Annotated in this window: 26 protein-coding genes; 11 read left to right on the plus strand and 15 right to left on the minus strand. The window is 72.7% G+C overall.

Going from position 1 to position 26,904, the window contains the following annotated elements:
- The first annotated feature begins 143 nt into the window (after positions 1–143).
- Positions 144–1,589: a protoporphyrinogen oxidase gene (gene hemG, locus AB0G20_RS23405; protein WP_361305527.1), complete on the plus strand. Its 1,446-nt coding sequence runs from the start codon at positions 144–146 to the stop codon at positions 1,587–1,589.
- A gap of 5 nt (positions 1,590–1,594) precedes the next feature.
- On the plus strand, positions 1,595–2,338 hold the full coding sequence (hemQ, locus tag AB0G20_RS23410; RefSeq protein WP_361305529.1) for a hydrogen peroxide-dependent heme synthase: 744 nt from the start codon (positions 1,595–1,597) through the stop codon (positions 2,336–2,338).
- A 1-nt stretch (position 2,339) separates the two neighbouring features.
- Here hemQ and AB0G20_RS23415 read toward each other — a convergent pair whose 3' ends face one another.
- The 3 genes from AB0G20_RS23415 to AB0G20_RS23425 form a co-directional block, all read right to left on the minus strand.
- Positions 2,340–3,944: an alpha/beta hydrolase gene (locus tag AB0G20_RS23415; RefSeq protein WP_361305531.1), complete on the minus strand. Its 1,605-nt coding sequence runs from the start codon at positions 3,942–3,944 to the stop codon at positions 2,340–2,342.
- A 114-nt stretch (positions 3,945–4,058) separates the two neighbouring features.
- Positions 4,059–4,829 (minus strand): TIGR04222 domain-containing membrane protein, encoded by a 771-nt coding sequence (locus AB0G20_RS23420; protein ID WP_361305533.1) that lies wholly within the window; start codon positions 4,827–4,829, stop codon positions 4,059–4,061.
- An 86-nt stretch (positions 4,830–4,915) separates the two neighbouring features.
- Complete coding sequence (locus tag AB0G20_RS23425) at positions 4,916–5,659, minus strand: DUF4142 domain-containing protein (protein WP_361305535.1); 744 nt, start codon at positions 5,657–5,659, stop codon at positions 4,916–4,918.
- A 384-nt stretch (positions 5,660–6,043) separates the two neighbouring features.
- Here AB0G20_RS23425 and AB0G20_RS23430 point away from each other — a divergent pair, with 384 nt between their 5' ends.
- The 3 genes from AB0G20_RS23430 to AB0G20_RS23440 are packed head-to-tail and all read left to right on the plus strand — an operon-like array spanning position 6,044 to position 10,591.
- Complete coding sequence (locus AB0G20_RS23430; protein ID WP_361305537.1) at positions 6,044–7,510, plus strand: aldehyde dehydrogenase family protein; 1,467 nt, start codon at positions 6,044–6,046, stop codon at positions 7,508–7,510.
- 25 nt (positions 7,511–7,535) lie between these two features.
- A complete protein-coding gene (locus AB0G20_RS23435) occupies positions 7,536–9,092 on the plus strand; it encodes a GMC oxidoreductase (protein WP_361305539.1) in 1,557 nt (518 codons plus the stop codon).
- A complete protein-coding gene (locus AB0G20_RS23440; protein ID WP_361305541.1) occupies positions 9,089–10,591 on the plus strand; it encodes an APC family permease in 1,503 nt (500 codons plus the stop codon). Before AB0G20_RS23435 ends, AB0G20_RS23440 begins: the two co-directional genes overlap by 4 nt.
- A gap of 58 nt (positions 10,592–10,649) precedes the next feature.
- Here AB0G20_RS23440 and AB0G20_RS23445 read toward each other — a convergent pair whose 3' ends face one another.
- A complete protein-coding gene (locus tag AB0G20_RS23445; protein ID WP_361305543.1) occupies positions 10,650–12,029 on the minus strand; it encodes a DUF692 domain-containing protein in 1,380 nt (459 codons plus the stop codon).
- A 181-nt stretch (positions 12,030–12,210) separates the two neighbouring features.
- Here AB0G20_RS23445 and AB0G20_RS23450 point away from each other — a divergent pair, with 181 nt between their 5' ends.
- On the plus strand, positions 12,211–12,783 hold the full coding sequence (locus AB0G20_RS23450; protein ID WP_361305545.1) for a potassium channel family protein: 573 nt from the start codon (positions 12,211–12,213) through the stop codon (positions 12,781–12,783).
- 15 nt (positions 12,784–12,798) lie between these two features.
- Here the strand turns inward: AB0G20_RS23450 and AB0G20_RS23455 are convergent, their stop codons facing one another.
- Both AB0G20_RS23455 and AB0G20_RS23460 read right to left on the minus strand, forming a co-directional pair.
- Entirely contained in the window at positions 12,799–13,260 is a 462-nt protein-coding gene (locus AB0G20_RS23455; protein WP_361305547.1) for a hypothetical protein, read from the minus strand.
- A gap of 70 nt (positions 13,261–13,330) precedes the next feature.
- Positions 13,331–14,092 carry an aminoacyl-tRNA hydrolase gene (locus AB0G20_RS23460; RefSeq protein WP_361305549.1) on the minus strand — a complete coding sequence of 254 codons (762 nt, stop codon included), beginning with the start codon at positions 14,090–14,092 and terminating at the stop codon, positions 13,331–13,333.
- 42 nt (positions 14,093–14,134) lie between these two features.
- On the opposite strand from AB0G20_RS23460, the gene AB0G20_RS23465 reads away from it, so the two are divergent.
- The gene (locus tag AB0G20_RS23465; protein WP_361305551.1) at positions 14,135–15,001 is read left to right on the plus strand and encodes an ATP-binding cassette domain-containing protein; all 867 of its coding nucleotides are present in this window, start codon (positions 14,135–14,137) and stop codon (positions 14,999–15,001) included.
- The gene (locus AB0G20_RS23470; RefSeq protein ID WP_361305553.1) at positions 14,998–15,669 is read left to right on the plus strand and encodes an ABC transporter; all 672 of its coding nucleotides are present in this window, start codon (positions 14,998–15,000) and stop codon (positions 15,667–15,669) included. Before AB0G20_RS23465 ends, AB0G20_RS23470 begins: the two co-directional genes overlap by 4 nt.
- Here AB0G20_RS23470 and AB0G20_RS23475 read toward each other — a convergent pair.
- Together AB0G20_RS23475 and AB0G20_RS23480 are read right to left on the minus strand one after the other, a co-directional pair.
- Positions 15,661–15,840 carry a hypothetical protein gene (locus tag AB0G20_RS23475; RefSeq protein ID WP_010034064.1) on the minus strand — a complete coding sequence of 60 codons (180 nt, stop codon included), beginning with the start codon at positions 15,838–15,840 and terminating at the stop codon, positions 15,661–15,663. The genes AB0G20_RS23470 and AB0G20_RS23475 overlap by 9 nt on opposite strands.
- A 28-nt stretch (positions 15,841–15,868) precedes the next feature.
- Entirely contained in the window at positions 15,869–17,386 is a 1,518-nt protein-coding gene (locus AB0G20_RS23480) for an FAD-dependent oxidoreductase (protein WP_361305555.1), read from the minus strand.
- 85 nt (positions 17,387–17,471) lie between these two features.
- On the opposite strand from AB0G20_RS23480, the gene AB0G20_RS23485 reads away from it, so the two are divergent.
- Positions 17,472–17,846 (plus strand): metalloregulator ArsR/SmtB family transcription factor, encoded by a 375-nt coding sequence (locus AB0G20_RS23485; RefSeq protein ID WP_031134443.1) that lies wholly within the window; start codon positions 17,472–17,474, stop codon positions 17,844–17,846.
- Positions 17,843–18,328, plus strand: coding sequence for an SRPBCC domain-containing protein (locus AB0G20_RS23490; protein WP_031134441.1), 486 nt, complete (start codon positions 17,843–17,845; stop codon positions 18,326–18,328). The genes AB0G20_RS23485 and AB0G20_RS23490 overlap by 4 nt, the downstream gene beginning before the upstream one ends.
- A gap of 9 nt (positions 18,329–18,337) precedes the next feature.
- Here AB0G20_RS23490 and AB0G20_RS23495 read toward each other — a convergent pair whose 3' ends face one another.
- The 7 genes from AB0G20_RS23495 to zapE all read right to left on the minus strand — a co-directional run bounded on the left by AB0G20_RS23495 (position 18,338) and on the right by zapE (position 25,836).
- Positions 18,338–19,195, minus strand: coding sequence for a PPK2 family polyphosphate kinase (locus AB0G20_RS23495; protein WP_361305558.1), 858 nt, complete (start codon positions 19,193–19,195; stop codon positions 18,338–18,340).
- An 85-nt stretch (positions 19,196–19,280) separates the two neighbouring features.
- Positions 19,281–20,663, minus strand: a complete 1,383-nt coding sequence (locus AB0G20_RS23500) for a PhoX family protein (protein WP_361305560.1) — start codon at positions 20,661–20,663, stop codon at positions 19,281–19,283.
- Between the two features lie 90 nt (positions 20,664–20,753).
- Positions 20,754–21,779, minus strand: coding sequence for an SPFH domain-containing protein (locus AB0G20_RS23505; RefSeq protein WP_361305562.1), 1,026 nt, complete (start codon positions 21,777–21,779; stop codon positions 20,754–20,756).
- A gap of 169 nt (positions 21,780–21,948) precedes the next feature.
- A complete protein-coding gene (locus AB0G20_RS23510) occupies positions 21,949–23,433 on the minus strand; it encodes a SulP family inorganic anion transporter (RefSeq protein ID WP_361305564.1) in 1,485 nt (494 codons plus the stop codon).
- An 8-nt stretch (positions 23,434–23,441) separates the two neighbouring features.
- Positions 23,442–24,023 carry a carbonic anhydrase gene (locus tag AB0G20_RS23515; protein WP_361305566.1) on the minus strand — a complete coding sequence of 194 codons (582 nt, stop codon included), beginning with the start codon at positions 24,021–24,023 and terminating at the stop codon, positions 23,442–23,444.
- An 82-nt stretch (positions 24,024–24,105) separates the two neighbouring features.
- Positions 24,106–24,534, minus strand: a complete 429-nt coding sequence (locus AB0G20_RS23520; protein WP_361305568.1) for a hypothetical protein — start codon at positions 24,532–24,534, stop codon at positions 24,106–24,108.
- 198 nt (positions 24,535–24,732) lie between these two features.
- Positions 24,733–25,836: a cell division protein ZapE gene (zapE, locus tag AB0G20_RS23525; RefSeq protein ID WP_361305570.1), complete on the minus strand. Its 1,104-nt coding sequence runs from the start codon at positions 25,834–25,836 to the stop codon at positions 24,733–24,735.
- A gap of 37 nt (positions 25,837–25,873) precedes the next feature.
- On the opposite strand from zapE, the gene AB0G20_RS23530 reads away from it, so the two are divergent.
- A complete protein-coding gene (locus tag AB0G20_RS23530) occupies positions 25,874–26,677 on the plus strand; it encodes a pyrimidine reductase family protein (RefSeq protein ID WP_361305572.1) in 804 nt (267 codons plus the stop codon).
- The last annotated feature ends 227 nt before the right edge of the window (positions 26,678–26,904 follow it).

Genomic DNA, 26,904 nt, shown 5'->3' on the forward strand with positions numbered 1-26,904 from the left:
GGGTCGATTCTGCTGACGCTTCTTCGACGCCCGGACGGCCCCGATCGTTTGGCCCGGGACGGTTCCGATGCGGTCACGGTCGGGACTCGTGGAGGACACCGGGGCGCGGCGGCGCTGTCGGTGGGGTTTGAGAGGCTGGGGCCATGCGCGAAGTTCAAGGGCAGGTCGTCGTCGTCGGGGCGGGCATCGCGGGGCTGGCCGCCGCGCACCGGCTGCTGGAGCGCGGGGCGCGGGTGACCGTGCTGGAGGCCTCCGGCCGGGTCGGCGGCAAGCTGCTGCCCGGGGAGGTCGCGGGCGCGCGCGTGGATCTCGGCGCCGAGTCGATGCTGGCCCGCCGCCCCGAGGCGGTGGCGCTCGCGCGCGAGGTGGGCCTCGCCGACCGCCTCCAGCCCCCCGCGTCCGCCACGGCCTCGCTCTGGACCCGCGGCGCCCTGCGCCCCTTCCCCAAGGGGCATGTGATGGGCGTGCCCGGCACCGCGTCCGCCCTGGCCGGCGTGCTGTCCGAGGAGGGCCTCGCCCGTATCGAGCGGGACGCCGAGCTGCCCCGCACCGAGGTCGGCGACGACGTGGCCGTGGGGGAGTACGTGGCGCGGCGCCTCGGCCGCGAGGTCGTCGACCGCCTGCTGGAGCCCATGCTGGGCGGGGTCTACGCGGGCGACGCGTACCGCATCTCCATGCGCTCGGCCGTACCGCAGCTCTTCCAGGTCGCCCGGACCCACACCTCCCTGACGGAAGGGGTCCGCGAGCTCCAGGCCAAGGCCGCCGCGGCTCAGCAGACCGGCCCGGTGTTCATGGGCATCCGGGGCGGCATCGGCACCCTGCCGCTCGCGGTGGCCGACTCGGTCCGGGCGCGTGGGGGCGAGATCCTGACCGGGACGCCGGTGACGGACCTGCGCCGCGCCCCCGAGGGCGGCTGGAAGGTCCGCTCCGGTGAGCGGGAGTGGCTCGCGGACGCCGTGGTCCTCGCCGCCCCGGCCCCCGCCGCCGCCCGGCTGCTGCGCGCCGAGAACCCGGGGGCCGCCGCCGAGCTCGACGGCGTCGAGTACGCCTCCATGGCCCTGATCACCCTCGCCTACCGCCGCGCCGGGACGGCACTGCCCGAGGGCAGCGGCTTCCTCGTGCCGCCCGTCGACGGGCGCACCATCAAGGCGTCCACGTTCGCCTCGCAGAAATGGGGCTGGATCGCCGACGACAACCCCGACCTGGTCGTCCTGCGCACCTCCGTCGGACGGTACGGCGAGACGGAGATCCTCCAGCGCGACGACAGCGAGCTGGTCGACGTCTCCCGGCACGACCTGAAGGCGGCGACCGGCCTCGACGCCGCGCCCGTCGCCACCCGCGTCACCCGCTGGGACGACGGCCTGCCCCAGTACCCCGTCGGTCACCACGCGCGCGTGGCCCGCATCCGCGAGCACATCGCCCGCCTCCCCGGCCTCGCCGTCTGCGGCGCCCCGTACGACGGCGTCGGCATCCCTGCCTGCATCGCCAGTGCGTACGCCGCCGTCGACCAGATTCACGGTGACCTGCGCGGTGTGCAGGAGCTCACCGCCCACCCGGTGCAGAGCCTGCACGGCGGAGCGGGAGAATGAGAGGCATGAGTGACGACGCCTCCACCACGGCCTCCAGCGCCGCCCCCGACCGCATCCCGAACAAGGGCAAGCTGGCCAAGGACCTCAACGAGGTCATCCGCTACACGCTCTGGTCCGTCTTCAAGCTGAAGGACGTCCTCCCCGAGGACCGCGCCGGGTACGCCGACGAGGTCCAGGAGCTGTTCGACCAGCTCGCCGCCAAGGACGTGACGATCCGCGGCACCTACGACGTCTCGGGCCTGCGCGCCGACGCCGACCTCATGATCTGGTGGCACGCGGAGACCAGCGACGCGCTGCAGGAGGCGTACAACCTCTTCCGCCGGACGAAGCTGGGCCGTGCCCTGGAGCCCGTCTGGTCGAACATGGCGCTGCACCGCCCCGCCGAGTTCAACCGCGCGCACATCCCGGCGTTCCTCGCCGACGAGAAGCCCCGCGACTACGTGAGCGTCTACCCCTTCGTGCGCTCCTACGACTGGTACCTGCTGCCCGACGAGGACCGCCGCCGCATGCTCGCCGACCACGGCAAGATGGCCCGCGGCTACCCGGACGTGCGCGCCAACACCGTCGCCTCGTTCTCCCTCGGCGACTACGAGTGGATCCTCGCCTTCGAGGCCGACGAGCTGTACCGCATCGTCGACCTCATGCGTCACCTGCGTGCCTCGGAGGCCCGTCGGCACGTCCGCGAGGAGGTGCCGTTCTACACGGGCCGCCGCAAGGACATCGCCGAGCTGGTCGCCTCTCTGGCCTGATTCAGCGGACGCTTCGCCCGGCCCCGGCCCGGTCCGGGGCCGTCGGCCTCGGCTCGGCGTGCGGGGCGCACTCCGCGCGCCGACCCGGCAGCCGCCCCTCCAGCAGATACGCCTCCATATGGCCGTTGACACAGGCGTTCGGACCGCCCACCAGCCCGTGCGCGCCGGCGTCCCGCTCCGTCACCAGGACCGAGCCCGCGAGGCGGTCGCGGAGTTCGAGGGCGCCGTCGTAGGGCGTGGCGGCGTCCCGCTCGGCGGCCAGGATCAGCGTCGGCGGCAGCTCGCCCGGCCCGGCGCCGACGTCGAGCGGCCGCTGCCGGGGCGCCCGCCAGTAGGCGCACGGCAGGTTCGTCCACGCGTTGTCCCAGGTCTCGAAGGGCGCCACCCGCGCGAGCCGGGTGTTGTCCCGGTCCCACACCTTCCAGTCCGTGGGCCAGGGGGCGTCGTTGCACTCGACGGCCAGGTAGACCGCGCGTGAGTTCTCCGCCTCGGCCGCCGCTTCCGGGTGCTGCTCCGCCTGCTCGATCAGCGGCCCGGAATCGCCCTTGAGATACGCCGACAGCGCGTGCGCGCGGTGCGGCCACTGGTCGTCGTAGTACCCGGCCTGCAAGAACGCCCCCTGCAACTGCCCCGGCCCGACCTTCCCGCCCGCCGGGGCGGCGGCCAGCCGCGCGCTCGCCCGCTGGTAGCTGCGCAGCACCTCCCGCGCGGTCCCGCCCAGCCCGTACACGTCGTCGTGCCGGGCGATCCACGCCCGGAAGTCCGCCCAGCGGCCCTCGAACGCCGCCGACTGGCCGAGGTTGTTGCGGTACCAGATCCGGTCGGGGCCGGGGTGGACCACCGAGTCGAACACCATCCTCCGTACGTGCGCCGGGAACAGCGTCGCGTACAGGGCACCGAAGTAGGTGCCGTACGACGAGCCCATGAAGGTCAGCCGCTCTTCGCCGAGTGCGGCGCGCAGCACGTCGAGGTCGCGGGCGTTGTTCAGCGAGTGGTAGTGCCGCAGCGCGTCGCCGGACCGCTCGGCGCAGCCGCGCGCGTACGCCTTGGCCTGCGCGATGCGTTCCTTCTTGTACGACTCCGAGGGGTGGGTCGGCGCCTGCGAGGGCCCCTTGAAGAACTGCTTCGGGTCCGTGCACGACAGCGGCGCCGAACGGCCGACCCCGCGCGGGGCGTAGCCGACGAGGTCGTACGCGGCCGCGATCCGCTTCCACTCGGGGAGCAGGCCGACGAGCGGGAAGTACAGGCCGGTGGCGCCGGGGCCACCGGGGTTGTGGACGAGGGCGCCCTGCCGGAGCACCTCGCGCTTGCTGTTGTGCGGCTCCTTCCGGGTGGCCCGGGCCCTGCTGACGGAGAGTTCGATCTGCTTGCCGTCCGGGCTGGCGTAGTCCAGCGGGACGCTCACCGTGCCGCACTGCATGCTGCCCGGCAGGTCCTGCGCGTCGGGGCAGGGGCCGAAGGTGACGCCGGCCGCCTCGGCGCGCGCGGCGGCCACGGCGGTGCCGCGCCTCTCGGCCGCCCCCGTCCGGTCCTCGGCGTCCGGGGCCCCGGTGAGGGTGCTCAGCAGCAAGGACCCGGCGGCCGAGTAGAGGAGGGCGGCTCTCATCGCGTATCCCTTCGGAGCACGGTGGCGACGAAAGGGATGTTTCGTCCGGTGCGAGGGGAAGGCAAGCACCGTCCGCCGGTGTCGGGCCCAATGCCCCTGTGCGCCCCCGGTCCGTCAGTCGTGCGACTCGCGGTGGGCGAACGCGGCGCGCAGATCCGGTTCGCCGATCGCGCGGACGCCGCGCACGGCCACCGAGGTGAGGTACGTACGGTCGTCGGCGGTGCCGTCCGCGGTCCGGGTCAGCGCGCCGAGCAGCCGCTGACCGGCCGGGGAGGCCCAGCGCGAGTAGGGGTGGATCTCGACCCGCGCGACGGCCAGGCAACTCAGGGTCAGGGCGAGCGGCAACGCGAACCACAGGGCGATCAGGTGCCGCGGCATGTCCGGCGGGGCGGGCGTCAGCAGCGCGGCCACGCCCAGCCCGAGGACGGCGACGGCAGCCACGCGCACCTGCCGGACGGCCGTCGCGACCGTCGTGCGGGCACTGTCCGGCACCGCGAGCCCCGAGCGCACCAGCCCCTCGGCGATCCCGCGCACCGCGTCCGCCGCCGCGGCCGTGGTCCGCACCGGCGCGAGACGGGACTGCCCCTCGGGACCGATGGCCCCTATCACCGACCGCTCCATCTCGTCCCGCCCGCGCGGGTCGACGACCGTCGCCCAGCCCGTGTGGGCCAGGAGCAGACGTCGCTGGCGGGCCATGGCGACCAGGGTCACGTCGGCGACCCGCCGGGGGCCACCGGAGAGGAACGCGGCCTCGTACAGGGTGAGTTCACGCCCCCGGCCGGTGTCCGCGTCCACGGATGCGGCGCGAACGGCGGCCAGGCACAGACGCGTGCACGCCGTGCCGGCCACGGCCCAGGCCGCCAGCAGGAAAAGAACCCAGAGCATATGTTGTTTGTATGTGACACGGTCCCGAAAACACCATGCCTCGTTCACAATCCGGACGGAGTGTTGTCGGTATGTGACGTTCCGTTTCAGTCCGGTGGCGGGCGGTAGGCGGGCGGCGGGAGCGTGTAGTCCGGCGAGGGGGACGAGGGCGGCGGGGCGGCCGGCCCCGGGGCGGTGGCCGCGGGGGCGCTGTCGCCGGCCAGGTCGCGGGCCACGGCGTCGAAGTCGACGTAGCCCGTGGCCTCCAGGACCTTGATGTGGTCGAGGACGGTCGAGTTGGCGTCGTCGGCGAGCTCGCGCACCAGGGAGTTGCGGGTGCTCGCGCGGACCTGGGCGACGACCGAGAACACCTTGCCGTGCGCCAGCCGCAGGATGTTGGCGAACTCGCGGTCGTACTCCGCGCCCTGCGCCCGGTCGAACCGGTCCAGCCACTGCTTCTGCTGCTCGCTGGGCTCGTCCGGCAGAGCGAGGTTCAGCCGGGTGGCGACGTCGCGGACCCGCTCGTCCAGGAACCGGTGTCCCTCGACGAGGTGCCGGCCCGCCGTCCGGACGGCAGGTGTGGTCCCCTTCGACTGCGCCTGCCGCCCCGCGGGCAGCTCCCACAGCCCGGCCAGCCGGACCTTCGTGAGGAAGTCCTGGTCGAGCGCGGACAGCGGGCCGTAACTCGTCTTCAAGGTCTGGGCGCTCAGCACGTTCGGCGCCGTCCCAGGCCGGTCCGTGTACGACCAGACCGGGAAGATCAGCGCGGCCAGCGTCGCCGCCAGGCACGTGACGATGAGCCCCGTGCCGCTGAAGACGCCTCGGCCCTTGACGGGGGTTCGCGGTCGCATGGTGGTGCCTCCTGGTACGGCACCGCACGCTAGTGCGCTTCGGGTGCGGAGTTGGCATGTTACTGCTGGGTCTACGTCAACTGCCGTACAGGGGCGAATGGTTGTTTCGGGGGTGGACGGGGGCAAATACGGGATGCGAGACGGATGACATGCCGGGACAAACAGTCAGAAAGGGCCCACGACTCCGATCGCATGTGATCCGGGTGTTAGTCCCCACACACTTGGGCGCGCACGCCCGGGGCCCGGCGACTAGCCCACCCGGGTCCTCTGAGCCGTCCGGACGCCCTCGCGGCGGTGTGCCCCGTGGCCGCCGCCCGCCCGATGGGCCATGTTGCTGACCGTCGAGCCGATCGGGCTCCGGCCGGACGCGAAGGAGGCCCCGCGGTGGGTGAGCTGTACATCGACGGCGAATGGACGCAGTCGGCGGCCGGTGGCCGTCGCGAGGTCGTCAACCCCTACGACGCCTCGGTCGTCACCACCGTCGACGAGGCCGACGCCACCGACGTCGACCGCGCCGTGCGCGCCGCCCGGCGCGCCTTCGCCGAGGAGGACTGGGCGAACGCCCCCTCCCGCCGCCGGGCCGACCTCCTGCTGCGCGTCCACGACCTGCTGCTGCGCGACCGGGAGGACATCGCCCGCACCGAGACGCTCGACACCGGCAAGACGCTCACCGAGGCCCGGATCGACGTGGAGGACGTGGCGAACGCCTTCCGCTACTTCGCCGAACTCGCGGGCAAGGACGGCGGCCGGGTCGTCGACGTCGGCCCGGACGTCCTCAGCCGCGTCGTCTACCAGCCCATCGGCGTGTGCGCGCTCATCGCCCCCTGGAACTACCCGCTGCTGCAGGCCTCCTGGAAGGTGGCCCCCGCCCTGGCCGCCGGCAACACCTTCGTCCTCAAGCCCAGCGAGACCACCCCGCTCACCACCATCGCCATGATCCGCCTCATCGAGGAGGCCGGCGCCCCGCCCGGCGTCGCCAACCTGGTGCTCGGCTCCGGGGCGACCGTCGGCGCGGCCCTGACCAGCCACCCCGACGTCGACCTGGTCTCCTTCACCGGCGGCCTGAACACCGGTCGCGCCATCATGGCCAGCGCCGCCGAGGGGCCGCGGAACATCGCCCTGGAACTGGGCGGCAAGAACCCCAACATCGTCTTCGCCGACGCCGACTTCGACGCCGCCGTCGACTACGCCCTCGACGCCGCCTTCCTGCACTCCGGGCAGGTCTGCTCGGCCGGTTCGCGTCTGCTCGTCGAGGACTCCCTGCACGACCGGTTCGTCGAGGCCTACGCCGAGCGCGCCCGGGCGATCCGGCTCGGCAACGGCCTGGAGGAGGGCACCGAGAGCGGCCCGCTCAGCTCCGCCGAGCACCGCGAGAAGGTCGAGGGCTACATCGCCGTCGCCAAGGAGGAAGGCGCCCGGCTCGTCACCGGAGGCACCCGCCCCGACGACCCCGCCCTCAGCGGCGGCTTCTTCCTGCTGCCGACGATCTTCGCCGACTGCGACCGGTCCATGCGCATCGTCCAGGAGGAGGTCTTCGGCCCGGTCGTCACCGTCGAGCGCTTCCGCACCGAGGACGAGGCGGTGGAGCTGGCCAACGACACCCGCTACGGCCTCGCCGGCGGCGTGTGGACCTCCGACGCGAGCCGCGCCCAGCGCGTCGCCCAGCGGCTGCGGCACGGCACCGTGTGGATCAACGACTTCCACCCCTACGTACCGCAGGCCGAGTGGGGCGGCTTCGGCCGCTCCGGCGTCGGACGCGAACTCGGCCCGACGGGGCTGCGCGAGTACCAGGAGGCCAAGCACATCTACCAGAACCTCGCCCCCGCCCCCTCCGGCTGGTTCAAGGGCTGACCCGCACCACCACGAAAGGCACGGCATGGCCACCACCCCCGCGCACGGCGCCGAGTCCGCCTACGACTACGTCATCGTCGGCGGCGGCACCGCCGGCTGCGTGCTCGCCGCCCGGCTGAGCGAGGACCCCGACTGCCGCGTCTGCGTCATCGAGGGCGGCCCCAGCGATGTCGGCGACGAGCGCATCCTGCGCCTGCGCAACTGGATCAACCTGCTCGGCTCGGAGTTCGACTACGGCTACACCACCGTCGAACAGCCGCGCGGCAACTCCCACATCCTGCACTCACGGGCCCGCGTGCTCGGCGGCTGCTCCTCGCACAACACGCTGATCAGCTTCCTGCCGCTGCCGCAGGACCTCGACGACTGGGTGCGTCACGGCTGCTCCGGCTGGGACCCGGCGACGATCCTGCCCTACCGCGACCGGCTGCTCACGCAGATCGTCCCGGTGGCCGAGGCCGACCGCAATCCCATCGCGGAGGACTTCGTCACCGCGGCCTCCCGCGCCCTCGGCGTCCCCGTCGTCGACGACTTCAACGCCGAACCCTTCGCCGACGGCACCGGCTTCTTCTCGCTGGCCTACCAGCCGGAGGGCAACCTGCGCTCCTCCGCGTCCGTCGCGTACCTCCACCCGGTGCTGGACCGGCCCAACCTCACGCTGAAGCTGGAGACCTGGGCCCACCGGCTGATCCCCGACGAGTCGGGCAGGCTGACGCGGGTCGCCGTCCGGGGCGCCGACGGCGAACCCGCGACCGTGCGCGCCGAGCGCGAACTCCTGCTGTGCGCCGGGGCCATCGACACCCCGCGCCTGCTCATGCTCTCCGGCATCGGACCGGCCGACGACCTGCACGCCCTGGGCATCAAGGTGCGGGCCGACCTGCCCGGCGTCGGGGAGAACCTGCTGGACCACCCCGAGTCCGTGATCGTCTGGGAGACCGCGGGGCCCTTGCCGCCCAACTCCGCGATGGACTCCGACGCCGGCCTGTTCCTGCGCCGCGACAAGGGCCAGCCGCGCCCCGACCTGATGTTCCACTTCTACCAGGTGCCGTTCACCGTCAACACCGAACGCCTGGGCTACCCCGTACCGCGGCACGGGGTGTGCATGACGCCGAACGTGCCGCGGGCCCGCTCCACCGGCCGCATGTGGCTGCGCAGCGCCGACCCGTCCGAACACCCCGCGCTGGACTTCCGGTACTTCACCGACCACGAGGGCCATGACGAGCGCACCATCGTGGACGGTCTGAAGGTGGCCCGCGAGGTCGCCGCGACCGACCCGCTGCGCGACTGGCTCGTCCGCGAGGTCGCACCCGGCCCGGACGTCGTCTCCGACGCCGACCTGTCGGAGTACGGACGCCGCGTGGCCCACACCGTCTACCACCCGGCCGGCACCTGCCGCATGGGCGCCGCGGACGACCCGGCGGCCGTCTGCGACCCCGAGCTGAGACTGCGCGGCGTCGAGGGGGTGCGGATCGTCGACGCGTCGGTGTTCCCGACGATGCCCACCATCAACCCGATGGTGACCGTGCTGCTCGCCGCCGAGCGGGCCGCCGACCTGATCACCGCGGATCGGAGTTCCCAGCAGTGACCGGTACACAGCCTCCCGCACCGGCGTCCGGCGCCCCCTCGGGGGAGCCGGGCTCCGAGTTCCGCAAGGACATGGGCCCCTGGGCCAACTTCGCCCTCGGCTTCACCTACCTCTCCCCGGTGGTGGGCACCTACACCCTCTTCGGCATCGCGATCGCCGACGGCGGACCGCCGATGATCTGGGCGTTCCTGGTCGCCGGCTGCGGCCAGTTCCTCGTCGCGCTGATCTTCGGCGAGATCGTCGCCCAGTACCCGATCGCGGGCGGTGTCTACCCCTGGGCCCGGCGGCTGTGGGGCAAGCGCTGGGCGTGGATGACCGGCTGGGTGTACATGTGGGCGCTGCTGGTGACCATCACCTCCGTCGCCTACGGCGCCGGCCCCTACATCGCCATCCTCTTCGGCTTCAGAGCCACCGTGCACACCACCGTGCTGTGCACCGCCGTGCTCATCGTCGTCGCCATCCTCATCAACTACATGGGCACCAAGGCGCTGTCGGCGGCGGCGCTCATCGGTTTCGCCGGCGAGCTCATCGGCGCCCTCGTCGTCGGCGTCTACCTGCTGGCCACCCACCGGCACCACGGCCTCGGGGTCATCTTCGACACCTACGGGGTCGAGGGAGACGGCTCCTACCTGCCGGCGTTCCTGGCAGCCGGCATCATCGGCCTCTACCAGTACTACGGCTTCGAGGCGTGCGGCGACACCGCCGAGGAGGTCGCCCACCCGGGCCGGGTCATCCCCCGCGCGATGCGCCGCACCATCTACATCGGCGGCGCGGCGGCCACGTTCACCTGTATGTCGCTGCTGCTGTCGGTCACGGACTTCGACGCGATCATCTCGGGCGAGCAGGCCGACCCGGTGGTGGACGTGCTGTACGACGCCATGGGCGAGACCGGGGCGCGGATGGTGATGGCCGTGGTGCTCATCTCCTTCCTGTCCTGCACGATCAGCCTCCAGGCCGCGGCCGGGCGGCTCATCTACTCCTACGCCCGTGACGAGATGATCGTCGGGTACCGGCTGCTGCGGCGGTTCGTCCACGCCCGCGCGGTGCCGAGCTGGGCGCTGTTCGTGTCCGCGGTGGTGCCGCTGATCATCGCCTTCGCCTCACTGCTCTCCGAGGACGCCCTCACCAACATCGTCTCGTTCGCGATCCTCGGCATCTACGGCTCGTTCCAGATGGTGGTCCTGGCCGCGCTGCGCGCCCGGCTCAAGGGCTGGAAACCGGCGGGGGAGTTCACCCTGGGCCGCTGGGGCCTCACGGTGAACATCGCCGCGCTGGCCTACGGCATCCTCGCCATCATCAACATCTGCTGGGCCCGCACCCCGGAGAAGTCCTGGTGGGAGAACTGGATCGTCCTGCTGTGCGGCGGCGTGGTGCTGGGGACGGGCCTGCTCTACATGTTCACGACGCACCACTACGGCCGGGGCGAGGCTCTGGCGGGCGATGCGGTGCCGGAGAAACAGGCTTCTGCCTCCGGCGGGCCACGCCCGGGGCAGGAGTGAGACGAGGGTGAGGGGGGCGTACCGACGGTGGGTGAGAGCGCGGGCCGGGCGCGCTCCCTCAGCGCCGCAGCAGGACCCTGCGCGTGGCGCGCGCGAGCCGGTGGGCCGGGCGCCGGGAGCGCGGCGTGGGCCCCGACCGCTCCAGCCACCACTCCCGCAGTTCGCGCCGCGCCTGCGCGTCCCCGGGCAGCTCGGCGGACAGCAGGTGCTCGGCGAAGGTGAGGGCGTCGCGCCGGTAGCCGGCGGTCATCGGCTGGGTCTGCGCGTAGCCGAGGAACGCCGTGCGGTACTCGTCCCCGAGGATCACCGGCAGCTCGGGAGCGACCTTCGCCACGACGTCCGCCCGCTTCGCCGCGAGCGCCCGCGCCTGCACGCCGACCCGCACCCGGTCGAACCCCTCCGGCACGGGCGTCCCCGCGACCAGCGCCGACAGCAGCGCGGCCTGCGCCAGCCCGAGCCGCTGCCGGGCGTCGTCGGCACCCTCTGGATGGGGCAGGCCGAAGGCGCCCCGTGTCGCCCCGGCCGCCCCGGTCTCATGGCCCTGCCGTGCCGCGCCGGTCCCGGTCTCCGCCCCTCGCCCGGCCGCGCGGAGCTCTGACTTCACGCGTTCGACAGCCCCCGCCTCCAGCGCCCGGCGGATCGTGCTCAACTCGTTCTCCAGCTCCGCCGGTTCCGGGAAGTTCTCGTCTCGTTCCAGGAGCACACCCGGCGGCGAGACGCGGGAGGCGAGGTCCGTGAGGATGTCGAGGACCGGCCGGGGGACCGGGTGGGCGTGGCTGTCGTGCCAGACGCCGTCGCGTTCGAAGCCGCCGGCGACGTGGACGTAGGCGATGGCCTCCAGGGGCAGTTCCGCGAGGGCCTTGGCGGGGTCCTCGCCGCGGTTGACGTGATTGGTGTGCAGGTTGGCCACGTCGATGAGGAGGCGGACTCCCGTGCGGTCGGCGAGGTCGTAGAGGAACTGGCCCTCCGTCATCTCCTCGCCCGGCCAGCAGATCAGCGCGGCGATGTTCTCGACGGCCAGCGGCACCGGCAGTGAGTCCTGGGCGATGCGTATGTTCTCGCACAGGACGTCCAGGGCGTCCCGGGTCCGTGGGACGGGCAGCAGATGGCCCGCCTCCAGGTGCGGAGACGCCGTCAGCGGCCCGCCCGCCCGGACGAACGCGATGTGCTCGGTGACCAGCGGCGAGCCCAGCGCCTCCGCGCTCTCGGCCAGTGCGGTCAGCCGGGCCGCGTCCGGCCGGTCCGCGCCCCCGAGGCCGAGCGAGACGCCGTGCGGCACCACGGTGACGCCGCGCTCGCGCAGCCGCCGCAGCGAGTCGGGCAGGTGCCCGGGGCAGACGTTCTCGGCCACGGCCTCGACCCAGTCGATCCCCGGCATCCGCTCCACGGCGTCCGCGATCTCCGGCCGCCACCCGATGCCCGTCCCCAGTCGCTCCATCGTCCCCTCCTCCACCCGGCCCGACCCTCGAACGTGAGGGGGGTATGGCCCAGCCGCCGGCCCCCGAACCGCGCACCGCCCTCCTTCAGAGCAACATTTGAGGTTCGCGGTCCCGCCCCCCGTCCCCACTGACGGAGGCGCAAGGCTCGCGTCCCGCCCCGATACGCCGTAGACCGGACCTATGTCCGGAGGCAGCGAGCAGCCCCACCGCGCCGCGCGGATGCGGGAAACGGAGTCCGGGGCGGCCGCCGTGCGCCGGTTGCGGATCGCGGCCGGAGCCCTGCTCCTGGCAGGCGTCACGGCCTACTTCCTGTTGCCGCTGGAGGGCCTCGGTGCCGACCGCCCCTGGCTGGGCTGGCCGCTGTTCGTGCTGTGCCTGGCGCTCGTGGCCGCGCTGCTGCTGCGCCATGTGCGCGACATCGTGCTGGAGAAGCCGCAGGCCCGGTCGGGCATCATGATCTCGCTGCTGATGTGCCTGGCCGTGCTGGTCTTCTCGTCCGGGTACTACGCCCTCGCGCAGCAGCCGGGACAGTTCACCGGCCTGCGCACCCGGGTCGACGCGCTGTACTTCACGGTCGTCACCCTCGCGACCGTCGGCTACGGCGACATCACCCCGCGCGGGCAGGAGGCCCGGCTGGTGGCCGTCGCCCAGATCGTCTACACGTTCGTCTTCCTCACGGCGGCGGCCACAGCGCTGTCCCGGCGGATGCACGCGGTGGTCGCGGAGCGCGAGAGGCGCTCGCCACCGCCCTGACCGAGGGGGCGTGCCCTACATCGTGCGGGCCGGGCGGTAGTTGAACACCGACCAGAGGACGAACAGACCGGTCACGATCATGATGATCGACCAGAACGGCTGGTACGGCAGCCAGAGGAAGTTCGCGATCAGCGCCAGACCGACCACGACCGCGCTCACGACCCGCGCCCAGGCGACCCCGGTGAACAGACCGAGCCCGGCCACCACCACCAGCGCGCCGACGATCACGTGGATCCAGCCCCACGCGGTCAGGTCGAACTCGAACGAGTACTGGCCGAAGCTCGTGTACACCTCGTCGCCGGCGATCGCCGCGATGCCCTGGAGCACCGCGAACAGGCCGTAGACGACCATCAGGATGCCGCCGAGAGCGAGACCCCCGGCCGCCAGCGGGTCGCCGGAACCGCCCGGGCCGGAGCCGCCGGGCGTCCGGTCATCGGGGGCGGGCGGGGCGGGGGGAGGGGGCGCGGCGCTGGACATGGCTGCCTCCGGGGGTCGGTTCGGCTGGTAACCCCACTGGAGCATTCGTTCGGGACCGGCGCGCCTGCGGCTACTCCGAACGGGTGGACGCCGCGCGGCCGAGCCCGTGCGGCTCCCGGCGCAGCGCCGGATGGTCCGCGACCACCGTGCACGAGCCGGGCGCGATCTCCGTGAACCCCGCGTCGCGGACCAACGGCAGCCCGATGCCGGTCAGTTCGGGCCAGCGGGCCGGGTCGGCCGTCCGGGCGGCGAGCGGGAACCCCGCGTCGTGCCAGGCGGTCCGCTCCTCGTCGGACAGCTCCCACCAGGCCAGTTGCGCGGCGTGCCCGGCCTGGGCCATGGCCTTGCCGGCCGACATGCCGAGGTCCGGGTTCAGCCACAGCACGGGGGCGGCCGGGTCGGCGTCCACCGGCGGCTCCGGGTCGTCGAGGTCGGTGCCGGAGACCTGGAGCCTGGCCAGGTCCTTGGGCCAGCCGTCCAGCGGGACGGGCGGGAAGACCCGCACCTCGGCCGACTTGCCGGTGACCGTGATGCCGGGCAGTGCCTCGGCCCGCCGCCACTCGGCGCCGCGCGCCCGCCGCACCACCTTGCGGATCCTGGCGTCCTGCCAGTCCCGCATCGCCTCGGCCCACTCGCCCTCGCCGGCCGACCGCTCGTCGGCCAGGATCGTCAGCACGGCCCGCGCGGCCGTCTCCAGTGCGTCCGTGCGCGCCGGCGGCTCCGCCTTCTCGATCCGCACGACGAGCGGCAGCACGAACTGCGGTGCCTCGTCGCGCGCCGAGGGCTCGGACCGGAAGGGACTGTCGCTCACGGGCGTCGGGTCTTCACTCACGAATCCCAGTGTGCCAGCCGGAAGATCGTGCAGGATGGCCGCATGCGACCCGACCTGTGCCTCCGGAACGCGGGCCGCCGCTACGGTCTGAGCGGCCCCTGGGTGCTGCGCGGTGTCGACCTGGCGGTGGCCCCGGGCCGGCTCGTCCGCGTCGAGGGCGCCAACGGCAGCGGCAAGTCCACGCTGCTGCGGCTGCTCGCCGGCATCGACGCGCCGAGCGAGGGCCGTGTCACCGGCCGGCCGCGCACGGCGTACGTCCCCGAGCGGTTCCCGCCGGCCCTGCCCTTCACCGCTGCCGGATACCTCACCCATCTCGGCACCGTGCACGGCCTGACCCGGGCGGCGGCCGCCCGGGCCGCGGGGGAGTGGCTGGAGCGACTCGGTGCCGCCGCGTACGCCGAGACGCCGATGGCCCGGCTGTCGAAGGGCAGCAGCCAGAAGGTCGCGGTCGCCCAGGCCCTGCTGGCGGAGCCCGAGCTGCTGGTGCTGGACGAGGCGTGGACCGGCCTGGACACCGAGGCGCGCGCCGAGTTGGAGCGCGCGGTCGCCGAACGCACGGCGGCCGGCGGATCCGTGGTCTTCGTCGACCACGACCCGAGCCGCCTCGCGGGCCTGCCCGACGCGACGTACGCGGTGCGCGGCACAGGCCTCGTCGAGAGCGCGTCGCCCGAGCCGGGCCCGTCCGGCCCGCAGGTCACCGCCGACGTACAGGGCCCGCCGGACGGACGGCTCCCCGACGACGTGCGACGGATCGTCACCACGGCCGACGAGACCGCCCCGGGCAGCTACCGCCTCACCGTCCCCGCCCCGCACTCCGACATCCTGCTGCGCACCCTGCTGACGGCCCGTCCGCCCTGGCACGTGGTGAGCGTGTCCCCTCAGGCGACGGCTTCGGGGAGGCAGGGATGACCGCCCTGATGCGCTACCACGCCGCCCTGTTGCTGCGTTCGCAGCGCTGGCTGCCGCCGTTCCTGCTGTACGCGGCCTTCCTCGCGATCAGCATCCAGGCCGGGCAGCCGGTGCTCGACTCGCTCGGCTACACGGCCGCCGCCCTGCTGCCCGTCGCCGCCTGGCTGGTGCGGATCTGCGTCACCGGCGAACCGGACGCCGCACGCGGCTGTGTGGCGGCGGCCGCCGGGCCCGCCAAGGCTCACACGGCCTGTCTGCTGGTGGCCCTGGCCGGCGCGGCGGCGCTCGGCACACTCGCGACCCTCGCCGTGACGCTGCTCAGCGACCCCGTCGCCTCCGACCACCGCACCCGCGTGCCGCTCGCCCCGGCCTGCGGGGCCGGGCTGCTCGCCGCGCTGGCCTGCGCCCTGCTCGGCACGGCCGTCGGCGCGCTCACCAGCCGGCCCCTGCTGCGGTCGCCGGGCCGTGCCGTCCTGGCCCTGCTGCTCGCGGCGCTGCTGTCCCTGGTGGCCACCGGCTCACCGGCGCAGGCGGCCGTGCAGGGCCTGGTCACCGGCTCGCGGAAGGGCACCGTCCCGCTGCCGCTGCTGCCCCTGGCCGCGGCGGCCCTGATCGCTGCCGCGGCGCTGGCCCTGGCCGGTGCGCTGGCCTCCCGCAGATCACCCTGAGCAGGCGGTGCGCTGCGCCTCCTGCCACTCGCAGACGGGGCAGAGCGTGATGCCCTTGTACGACTCGGGATACTCCGTCGGCTCCCGGCACAGCACGCACTCCGCGTACGGCGGCCCGTCCGCCCGGGGCGGCCTGGTCGCGTCGATCAGGCAGTAGTCGTCCTCGCTCATACGTCCAGCGTAGGTCGGGGGCGAGTACTCAGAGGTCCCGCTGCTCCAGCGGCTTGGTCGCCGGGCCCTGGATCACCTTGCCGTCCGTGTCGAAACGGGAGCCGTGGCAGGGGCACTCCCAGGCGCGCTCGGCGGCGTTGAAGTCGACCAGGCAGCCCAGGTGGGTGCAGCGGGCGGAGACGGCGTGGAGCCCGCCGTCGTCGTCCCGGTAGACCGCGAGGCGGTGGCCGTCGGCCCGGACCACGGCGCCCTCGCCGGGCGGCAGGGACTCCACGGGCGGCGAAGGCCGCAGCCGGTCGCCCACGAAGTGGCCGGCGACCTTGGCCTGGGTCTTGAGGAACGTCGGCGCCTCCCGCAGCGCGGGCTTCAGCCGGCGCGGGTCGTACAGCCCGCTCCACTCGCACTCCTCGCCCGTGATCTGCGCGGTCAGCAGCCGGCCCGCCATGATGCCGCCGGTCATGCCCCAGCCGCCGAACCCGGTGGCCACATAGGCGTGCCGGGCACCGTGGTGCAGTGGGCCGACCATCGGCACGGTGTCCGTGGGTTCGGTGTCCTGGGTGGCCCAGCGGTGGGTGACCTCCAGGTCCGGGAAGTGGCCGGTGGCCCAGGCGGTGAGGCGTTCGAAACGGGCCCGCGGGTCGCCCGTGCCCGGTGTGAAGTGCTCACCGGTGACGATGAGCAGCCGCCGATCGCCCTCGTAGGGCGCGGTGCGCACCGAGCGGGTGTCCTCTTCGGGCGTGATGAACATGCCGTCCGGGTCCTGGTCAGCGGGGATCGTCCCGGCGACGACCAGCTCGCGGCGCGTGGACAGGCGGGCGAACAGCAGGGCCCGGTCGAAGATCGGGTAGTGCGTCGCGACGACGACGTCCCGTGCCCGGACCGTCGCCCCGGTCGTGGTCGACAGCCGGCACGGCTCGCTCTCGTCCAGGCCGAGGACGGTGGTGTCCTCGTAGATCCGCCCGCCGCGTTCGACCAGGTCGGCGGCGAGGGCCAGCAGGTATTTGCGCGGATGGAACTGGGCCTGCCCGGTGACCTGGACCGCGCCCGCCACCGGGAACGGCAGCCCGGTCTCCGTCACGAACGAGGCGGGCAGCCCGGCCTCGGCCGCGGCCCGTGCCTCGGCGCGCAGTTCCTCCACGCGGCCCGTGTCGCGGGCGTAGGTGTAGGCGCTCCTCGTCTCCCACTCGCAGTCGACGCCCAGCTCCCCGGCGATCCGGGCCGCGTGCTCGATCGCCTCGGACTGGGAACGCGCGTACAGCCGCGCGCCCTCGGGGCCGCGGGTGCGCCGCAGCTTGTCGTAGACGAGCGTGTGCAGGGCGGTGACCTTGGCCGTGGTGTGCCCGGTGACGCCGGCCGCGACCCGTCCGGCCTCCAGCACGGCCACGCTCCGCCCGGCCCGCGTCAGCTCCCACGCCGTGCACAGCCCGGCGATCCCGGCGCCGATCACCGCCACGTCGACGGCCAGGTCCTCCGTGAGCGCCGGGTGGCGGCCGTCCGGTGCCGTCTCGAGCCAGTACGAGCTGCTGACCTGCTGCTTCTCGCTCATAGCCCGCCGAGTACCCCCGTCCGTCCGCTTCAGTGTCGGGCGGGTCGCTTTACAGAAGAGGCGGGCAGGGCTAACGTACAACCAAATGGTTGTAGATGAGCTGGACGACGAGACGGTGGACCGGCTGTTCCACGCACTGGCCGACACCACGCGCCGGGACATACTGCGCCGCTGCGTGCGCCGGGAGCTGTCCGTGTCCCGGCTCGCCGAGGCCTACCCGATGAGCTTCGCCGCGGTGCAGAAGCACGTCGCCGTGCTGGAGCGGGCGGGTCTGGTCACCAAACAGCGCAGCGGACGGGAGCAGCTCGTGCGCACCGACCCCGACGCGGTGGGCCGCGCTCGCCAGGCCCTGGACGAACTGGAGTCGGCGTGGCGCGGGCGGGTGGACCGGATGGCCCGGCTGCTCGCCGAGGACCCCGGAACCGAAGAGAACGACACGACGGAAGGACCCGAGCGATGAGTGTCACCAGTGTCGACAAGGACCTCGACAACCTCACCCTCACCCTGGTCGCCGACTTCGCCGCCCCGGTCGAGCGGGTGTGGCGGCTGTGGGCCGACCCCCGGCAGCTGGAGCGCTGGTGGGGCCCGCCGACCTACCCGGCGACCGTGGAGGAGCACGACCTGACGCCCGGGGGAGAGGTCACCTACTTCATGACCGGTCCGGAGGGCGACCGGCACCGCGGCTGGTGGCGGATCACCTCGGTCAGCGAGCCGACGGCCCTGGAGTTCACCGACGGCTTCGCCGACGACGACGGCAAGCCCAAGGACGACATGCCGACCATGTCCGTGACGGTGCGGCTCAGCGAGCACGGCGGCGGCACCCGGATGGAGATGCGCTCGCTGTTCGACTCCCGTGAGCAGATGGAGCAGTTGGTCACCATGGGCATGGAGGAGGGCCTGAAGGAGGCCGTCGGCCAGATCGACGCCCTGCTCGCGGCCTGAGCGGACGGATCAGCGCTGCTCCAGCAGCCGCTTCCGGAACTCCTCCACGTCGAAGTCCGCCTCCGGATACCGCGGATCCAGCTCCTCGAAGTGCTCCAGGAGCAGCGTGCTGACCGCCCAGTTGCGATACCACTTGTGGTCGGCAGGGATCAGGTACCAGGGCGCGTGCGAGGTGCCGCAGCGCTCCAGGGCGATCTCGTAGGCCTCCTGGAACGCCGGCCACAGGGCGCGGTCGGCGATGTCGGAAGCCGCGAGCTTCCAGTGCTTCTCCGGCTTGTCGATGCGCTTGAGGAGCCGGCGGCGCTGCTCGTCGTAGGAGAGGTGCAGAAAGCACTTGATCAGGGTCACGCCGTCGTCGGCGAGGGACCGCTCGAAGCGGTTGATCTGCTCGTAGCGCCGGGCGATCTCGGTGGCGGGCGCGAGTTCCCGGACGCGGGCGATCAGCACGTCCTCGTAGTGGGAGCGGTCGAAGATGCCCAGTTCACCGCGGACGGGGAGCGCCTGCTCCACTCGCCACAGGAAGGGGTGCGCGCGCTCCTCGGCGGTGGGCGCCTTGAACGCGGTGATGCGGCAGCCGGACGGGTTGAGCAGGCCGATGACGTGCTTGACCGTGCCGCCCTTGCCGCTGGTGTCCATGCCTTGCAGGACCAGCAGCAGGCGACGCCGGTCGCCCTTGGTGCTCGCCGCCCACAGCTGTTCCTGGAGGACGGCCAGCCGCTCGCCGAGCAGGGCCGTGGCGGCCCTGCCCGCGGCCTTGCCGGCCGGGCCGGCGGGGGTGGCGGCCGCGTCGTACCGGGTCAGGTCGACCGGCTCACCGGTGGGGAGGCGCAGCCGCTCCCGCAGCGAGGTGCTGTCCTTGTGTGTCACCGGGCCCCCTTGCGGTCCTGTGCCTCCATGGTCCGGCGGGGCGCCGGGCTTCGCACCCGGCGCCCCGGTCGGGAGCCGAGCGCTGCTACCGGCGCCAGGGGCCCGTCACCGCGAACGTGGTGCCGGGCGCGTAGCAGTTGACGTACATCGTGTCGCCGTCCGGGGAGAAGGTCACCCCGGCGAACTCACCCCACTCGGGCTCCTCCGGGGTGCCGATGTTCTGCCCGTTGCGGGCCATCGCGTAGACCTGGCCGCGCCTGGTGACACCGTAGACGTGCTGGGCGCCGTTGCCGTCCTCGCAGACCATGAGGCCGCCGCTGGGCGCCAGGCAGATGTTGTCCGGCGACTCGCCCGGCAGCTGCACATCGGTGTCGGGGCCGAAGACGATCACCAGGGTGAGCCGGCGGCGCTCCGGGTCGTAGCGCCAGACCTGCCCGAAGTGGTCGGCGGCCGAACCGTCCGACCGGTGCGCGAAGGACGACACGAAGTACACCGAACGGCCGCCCCAGTAGCAGCCCTCCAGCTTCTGCGCGTGTGTGATGCCCCCACGGCCGAAGTCCTGGAACCGGATCGGCGTCTGCGCGGCCTGCGGGTCCGGTACGTCCACCCACTCGATGTGGTCGAACTCGGCGCCGATGTCCTGGATGGAGGACAGGTCGGGGACGCCGGGCACGCGCATGGCCTGGAGCCGGCCGCCCGCGCGCAGCGAACCCCGTCCGCCCAGCGGGCGTTCCGGCAGGAAGCGGTAGAAGAGGCCGAAGGGCTTCTCGAAGGCGTCCTCCGTCTCGTACACCACGCCCCGCCGGGGGTCGACGGCGATCGCCTCGTGCGCGAAGCGGCCCATCGCGGTCAGCGGCACGGCCCCGGTGCGGTGCGGGTCGGCCGGGTCGACCTCGAAGATGAAGCCGTGGTCCTTGGTGTAGCCGTTGGTGCCGGCCTTGTCCTCGGTCTCCTCGCAGGTCAGCCAGGTGTCCCAAGGGGTGGGGCCGCCCGCGCAGTTCACGGCCGTGCCGGCGATCGCGACGCGTTCCGACTGGACCCGGTTGCGGGAGTCCAGCGTCAGCGCCGTACAACCGCCCTTGCCGGCCGGGTCGTAGGTCAGGCCCTCGACGGTCGGGACCGGCACCTTGCCGTTGGCGCGGTTCTCGTGGTTGCGGACCAGGTGGACACGGCCGCCTCTGCCCGGGAAGGCCGACATGCCGTCGTGGTTGGAGGGGACCTTGCCCTCGCCGGAGCGGAGTTCGTCTCCCTCGCGGGAGAGGATCCGGTAGTGGAACCCTTCCGGCAGGTCGAGGATGCCCTTCGGGTCCGGGAGGAGCGGGCCGTAGCCGGTGCGGCCGAGGCCCTGGGCGGCGGCGGTGCCGGCGAAGAGTTCGGACAGGGCACCGGAGAACGCGATCCCGACGCCCAGGGCGCCCGTTCCGGCGAGCACCTGACGTCGTGTGGCGGAGCGACCGGATTCGGTCATGGGGAAACCTTCCTGCTGGCGGACAGGAACTGTGATCCCGCTGTGTCTATCACCTGGTGCGGGCAGCGGGAACCACGCGCGTAGCGCGGGTCACTGCTCGACGGCGCGCCGCAGCTCCGCCAAGGCCTCTACGGCCTGCTCCGTGCGGTCGACGGCGCCCTCCGCGATCTCCGCGGGGTCCGTGGTCGGCGCGGGTCCCGCGATGGCGGCGTCCGGGGTCTGCGCGTGTCCCGCGATCTCCGCGGCGTCCGCGGTCTCCGCCTGTTCCGCGATCTCCACGGCGTCCGCGCTCTGCGCCTGTTCCGCGATCTCCGCGGCGTCCGTGGTCTCCGCCTGTTCCGCGCTCCTCGCGGGGGGCTGCGCGCCCCGCTCCAGGAATCGCAGGAGTTCCACCGGAATGGGCAGGACGAGCGTGGAGTTCTTCTCCGCCGCCACCGCCATGACGGTCTGCAGCAGCCGGAGCTGGAGCGCCGAGGGCGTGTCGGCCATCTGGCGAGCGGCCTGCGCCAGCTTCTTGGAGGCCTGGTACTCGGCGTCGGCGTTGATCAGCCGGGCCCGCCGCTCCCGGTCGGCCTCGGCCTGGCGGGCCATGGAGCGCTTCATGGTGTCCGGCAGGGAGACGTCCTTGATCTCCACGCGGTCGATGGTCACGCCCCACTCCACGGCCGGGCTGTCGATCATCAGCTCCAGGCCCTGGTTCAGCTTCTCGCGGTTGGACAGCAGATCGTCCAGCTCGCTCTTGCCGATGATCGAGCGCAGCGAGGTCTGGGCCATCTGCGAGACGGCGAAGCGGTAGTCCTCGACGTTGACGATCGCGGACGCCGGGTCCACGACCTTGAAGTACACCACCGCGTCGACCCGCACGGTCACGTTGTCGCGGGTGATGCCCTCCTGGGCAGGCACGGGCATGGTCACGATCTGCATGTTGACCTTGCGGAGCCGCTCCACCCCCGGAACGATCAGATTGAAGCCGGGCCGCCGCACGTCCCCGCGCAGACGCCCGAGCCGGAAGACGAGCCCTCGCTCGTACTGCTTGACGACCCGCGCCGCGGAGGCCAGATACACCAGCGCACCGGCCCCGACCGCGGCCACCACGCCGACCACCTCTTCGACCATGCCGACCTCCCCGTTCAGAGGTCCGAATTCGTCTGCTCCTGCAACGATATGCCCGAACTGGGGCGTGGGGCCATGCCCGGTGCCCGGGGCCGGAGCGGGCGGACATGCGTGGTCCGGGGCGCGCCGGCTGCGCGCCCCGGACCAGGGCCTGGGTGATTCGATCAGGCGGCTAGGCGGCGGTGACCTTCTCCGCCGGGGCCTCGTCGGGCTCCGTGACCTTCACCGGCTCCGTGCCCGTCGCGCTGTGGCGTGCGGCCCAGCTCTCCAGGGCCGTGCGGCAGGCGTGGTCGAGGTGGTGCAGGCCCGAGAGGTCCACCTCGACGGGGCGGTCCTGCGGCAGAGCCTCCAGGGTGTCGAGGATCTTCGGCAGCCGCAGGAAGGTCGCGTTGCCCGACAGGTACGCCTGGATCGGGCCGGCGCCCTTGTCGATGATCTCGAGCTTGACGTGCGAGGCCTCCCAGGCGGTCTTGACGACCGACAGGGCCAGACCGATGAGCACGCCCTCGAACATGTTCACCGCGACGATCGACACGGCGGTGACGACCAGGATGAGCGCCTCGCCTCGGTGCTCCTTCCACAGCGGCACGATCTTGGCGAACGGGATCAGCTTCCAGCCCGCGTGGACCAGGATGCCGGCGAGGGCGGGCAGCGGGATCAGGGCCAGCGTGGAGGGCAGCAGCGCGGCGAACAGCAGCAGCCACACGCCGTGCATCACCCGGGACGCCTTGGTCCTGGCACCCGCGCTGACGTTGGCGGAGCTGCGGACGATGACCGCGGTCATCGGCAGTGCGCCGAGCACACCGCAGATCGTGTTGCCCGCGCCCTGCGCCATCAGCTCCTTGTCGTACTGCGTGCGCGGACCGTCGTGCAGCCGGTCCACCGCGGCGGCGCTGAACAGGCTCTCGGCGGAGGCGATCAGGGTGAAGGCGACGATCGTGCCGATGATGCCGACGCCCACGCCGCCGAAGGTGTCCAGGCCGGGCGGCTGGATGGAGCCCAGCAGGCCCTTCACCTCGACGGTGGCGACCGGCAGGTTGAACACGGCGGTGGCCGCGATCGCGAGGACCACCGCGGCGAGTGCGCCGGGAACGGCCTGCACCTTCTTCGGCAGCTTCTTCCACAGCACCATCACCGCGATGGTGGCCGCGCCGAGCGCGAGGGACGTGAGCGCCGCCGTGCTGCCGGCCGCGTCGACGGCGGCGCCGGGCAGGCCCAGGATCTTGTCGATGCCGGAGGCGGGTGCCTTCAGCCCGGCCGTCGAATACAGCTGGCCGGCTATGAGCACCAGACCGATTCCGGCCAGCATGCCCTCGACGACCGAGACCGATATCGCGCGGAACCAGCGGCCGAGCTTGAGGGCACCCATGATCAGCTGGAGCAGACCGGCGGCCAGCACGATGATGCCGAGCGCGGGCAGCCCGTACTCCTGGACCGCTTCGAAGACGAGCACGGTCAGACCGGCGGCCGGCCCGGACACCTGCAGGCTGCTGCCCGGCAGGAGTCCGGTGACGAGGCCGCCCACGATGCCGGTGACCAGGCCGAGTTCGGCCGGGACACCGGAGGCGACGGCCACGCCCACGCACAGTGGGAGCGCCACCAGGAACACGACGAGCGAGGCGGTGAAGTCCTGCCTGAGATAAGGGAACTTGGTCATGGATTCCCTCACAGCTTCTCGAAGGAGTCGGTGTCCGCGCGGTGTTGCCGCACGGTGCCGGTGTGCACCTCGTAGAACCATGCGTGCAGGCCGAGTCGGCCCTCCGCCAGCCGGCGCTCGATGCAGGGGTAGGAGCGCAGTCGAAGCACCTGGGTGAGGGCGTGGTTCTGCACGGCCTCGGCGACCGTCGGGTCGGCCGGGTCCGAGCACTTGGGCTCGGCGGCGGCGTGCGCGAGCCAGTCACGCACCGCCGGTACGGCGGCGAGGTCGTCGCCGCGTACCACCGCGCCCACGGCGCCGCAGTGCGAGTGGCCGCAGACCACGATCTCCTTGACGCCGAGAACCTCCACGGCGTACTCGATCGTGGCCGCCTCCGACGTGGGGTGCTCGAAGGAGTGCGGGGGGACGACGTTGCCCGCGGTGCGCAGCTCGAAGAGCTCGCCGGGACGGGCGCCCGTGATCAGGGCCGGTACGACCCTGGAGTCGGAGCAGGTGATGAACAGGACGTCGGGGGACTGGCCCTCGGCGAGGTGGGCGAACTCCTCAGGGCGCTGTCCGAAGGTGCGGGCGTTGTCGATGAGGGGTTGCATGAGTGTGGTGACTCCTCCTGGCGCGCAGTGGGGGCGCGTCGGACGGGCATGGCAAAGGGTGGGGGGGAAACTGCTCTGCTGCTCAGCAGCGAAAGACCTGAAGTGCCGCCGGGGTGTGCGACGTCGAGGATCTCGACGTGCGGTGGTGCGCGGCACCGGGTCTGACCGGTTCGGGTGCCGTCGGCTGGATGTGCCGGTGCAGGGGCCGCTCGGGCGCCGAGGGCGCCGAGTCGGCGGTGTGGGACCGGTCGCGGGTCCGCAGGGGACCGGTCGGGTCCCCGTGGTGTCCGGCTCGGCAGGTGGCCGTCTCGTCGCGCAGAGCCTTCCCGGACAGCTTGTGTACGGGGCGCGCCGATGTGCCGGAGGGCTTCATTCCGGGCTGAGCGTTGGCCTTGACTTGACTGTGCGCATGCGCGGATGCGAAGGACGCCGTCGGTGCGAAGAACTGAAGGGCGAGCAGGATGGCGGCGAGGAGCGAAACCACGGTCCGTGCCGTCGTACCTCGGTACATGCGCCCCCCTTCAGATGATTCGCACGTCTAGTGCGGACCAACACTTGGTCAATGGCTGGTCAAGAAACACGTTAACCCTGCAAGGTCGTTTGCAGGGTTAACTTAACGTTTCAAGCTGAAGAGAGCCTGAAAACCGCGGGTGGACTGGCTTGAACAGGCACTTCCCACCAGGCGGTTGACGCGGTAATGGGGCTGTCGTCAGGGGGTGTCGGCCAGCCTGCCCGCGTCGCGGGCGAGGGCGGTGAGCCGGGAGATGGCCCGGAAGTACTTCTTGCGGTAGCCGCCGTTCAGCATCTCGTCGCTGAAGAGCTGGTCGAAGGGCAGGCCCGAGGCCAGCACGGGCACCTCGCGGTCGTAGAGCCGGTCCGCGAGGACGACCAGCCTGAGGGCCGTCGACTGGTCGGGAACCGGCCGCACACCGGTGAGGCAGACGGCCTTGATTCCGTCGGTCAGAGCGCCGTACCGGCTCGGGTGGACCCGGGCGAGATGCTCCAGGAGGGGCGAGAACGCGTCGAGGGAGGCGCCCTCGGTGGCGTGTGCCACGTCGGTCACCTGTGCGTCGGAGTACGGCGGCGGCGCCTCGGGCAGACCGCGGTGGCGGTAGTCCTCGCCGTCGATGCGCAGGGCGCGGAAGTGGGCCGACAGGCCCTGGATCTCGCGCAGGAAGTCGGCCGCGGCGAACCGGCCCTCGCCGAGCTTGCCGGGCAGCGTGTTGGAAGTGGCGGCGAGCGCCACGCCCGCGTCGACCAGCTTGCCGAGCAGGGTGGAGACCAGGACGGTGTCGCCCGGGTCGTCGAGCTCGAACTCGTCGATGCACAGCAGACGGTGGCCGGACAGCGTCTGGACGGTCTGCTGGAACCCGAGGGCGCCGACCAGGTTGGTCAGCTCCACGAACGTGCCGAACGCCTTCAGCGCGGGCTCGGCCGGGGTGGCGTGCCACAGGGACGCCAGCAGGTGGGTCTTGCCGACGCCGTAGCCGCCGTCGAGGTAGACGCCGCGCGGGCCCGCGGGGACCTTCTTCGGCGCTTTGCCGAAGCCGAACAGCCGCCGCTTGCCGGACCCTCCGGCCGCTCCCGAGTCGAGGCCCGCCGCGAAACCCTCCAGGACCCCGACGGCCTCGATCTGGCTGGGCTGGTCGGGGTCGGGGATGTACGTGCTGAAGCGGACGGAGTCGAACCGCGGCGGCGGCACCATCTCGGCGACCAGCCGGTCCGCGGGGACATGCGGCTCACGGGCGCACAGGGACAGCGGGGCCGGGTCGGTTATGGGGCCGGATCCGGAGGGGGCCAGGGGAGAAGACACGGTTCACCATGCTACGGCGCGTGGAACACTTCACGGCATGCGACGTCTGTTCCCTGTGACCGATGAAACAGCAGCTCCGGCGCCGGGTGGCGCGTCCGGTGAGGGCGCCGGGCGGGAATGGAGCCTGGACGAGCTGGCCGCCGCGTACGCCTATCCCGAGCCGGGGCCCGGGGGTCCGGTGCCGTGGCTGCGCGCCAACATGGTGTCCACGCTGGACGGGGCCGCCCAGCACGACGGCCGTTCGCAGCCCATCTCCAGCGCCACCGACATGCGGATCTTCGGCACGCTGCGGGCGCTGGCCGACGTCGTGGTCGTCGGCGCGGAGACGGTACGGCAGGAGGGCTACCGGCCGGCCCGGGCGCGTGAGGACTTCGCGGCGATGCGCCGGGCGGCCGGGCAGCAGCCCGCACCCGCGATCGCGGTCGTCACCGCCAGCCTCGACCTGGACTTCTCGCTCCCGCTGTTCACCTCGCCCCTGGTGCCCACCCTGATCCTCACGGGGGCCGCGGCCGCCCCGGCCCGCGTCGCCACCGCCGAGAAGGCCGGCGCCCGGGTGGTGACCGCCGGAGACGGCATCGGCGTGGATCCCGCCCGCGCCGTCCGGGCCCTCGCCGACCTCGGCCACACCCGGCTGCTGACCGAGGGCGGCCCGCGGCTGCTCGGGCAGATGGTCGCGGCCGGCGTGCTCGACGAGCTGTGCCTGACCGTCTCCCCGATGCTCACGGCGGGCGAGGCGCAGCGCATCGCCGGGGGGCCCGCGGTCACGGTCCCGCACCGCTTCGGGCTGGTGTCCATGCTGGAGGAGAACGGCTTCCTGTTCACGCGCTACGGGCGGACCTGAGCGGCGTACTGAATCGCCGGACCGGGGGTACAAGGTGTCGGCGGCCGGGGATCCGGCCGGCCGGTTCGTCCCGAAGCGGGGGTGAACCTCACTGTCGGCCCGTTCATAGATGGAATGTGCCGTTCCGTTTGGTTTTCGAAGGGCACACTGGATCCGGCAGTACCCGTGCGCACGCGGGGCAGGATGGTTTCCGCAGGGCCTGGCACGGCCCGCGGAGAAGTGGGGGC

Source organism: Streptomyces sp. NPDC024017, assembly GCF_040638895.1.
Taxonomy (GTDB): Bacteria; Actinomycetota; Actinomycetes; order Streptomycetales; family Streptomycetaceae; genus Streptomyces.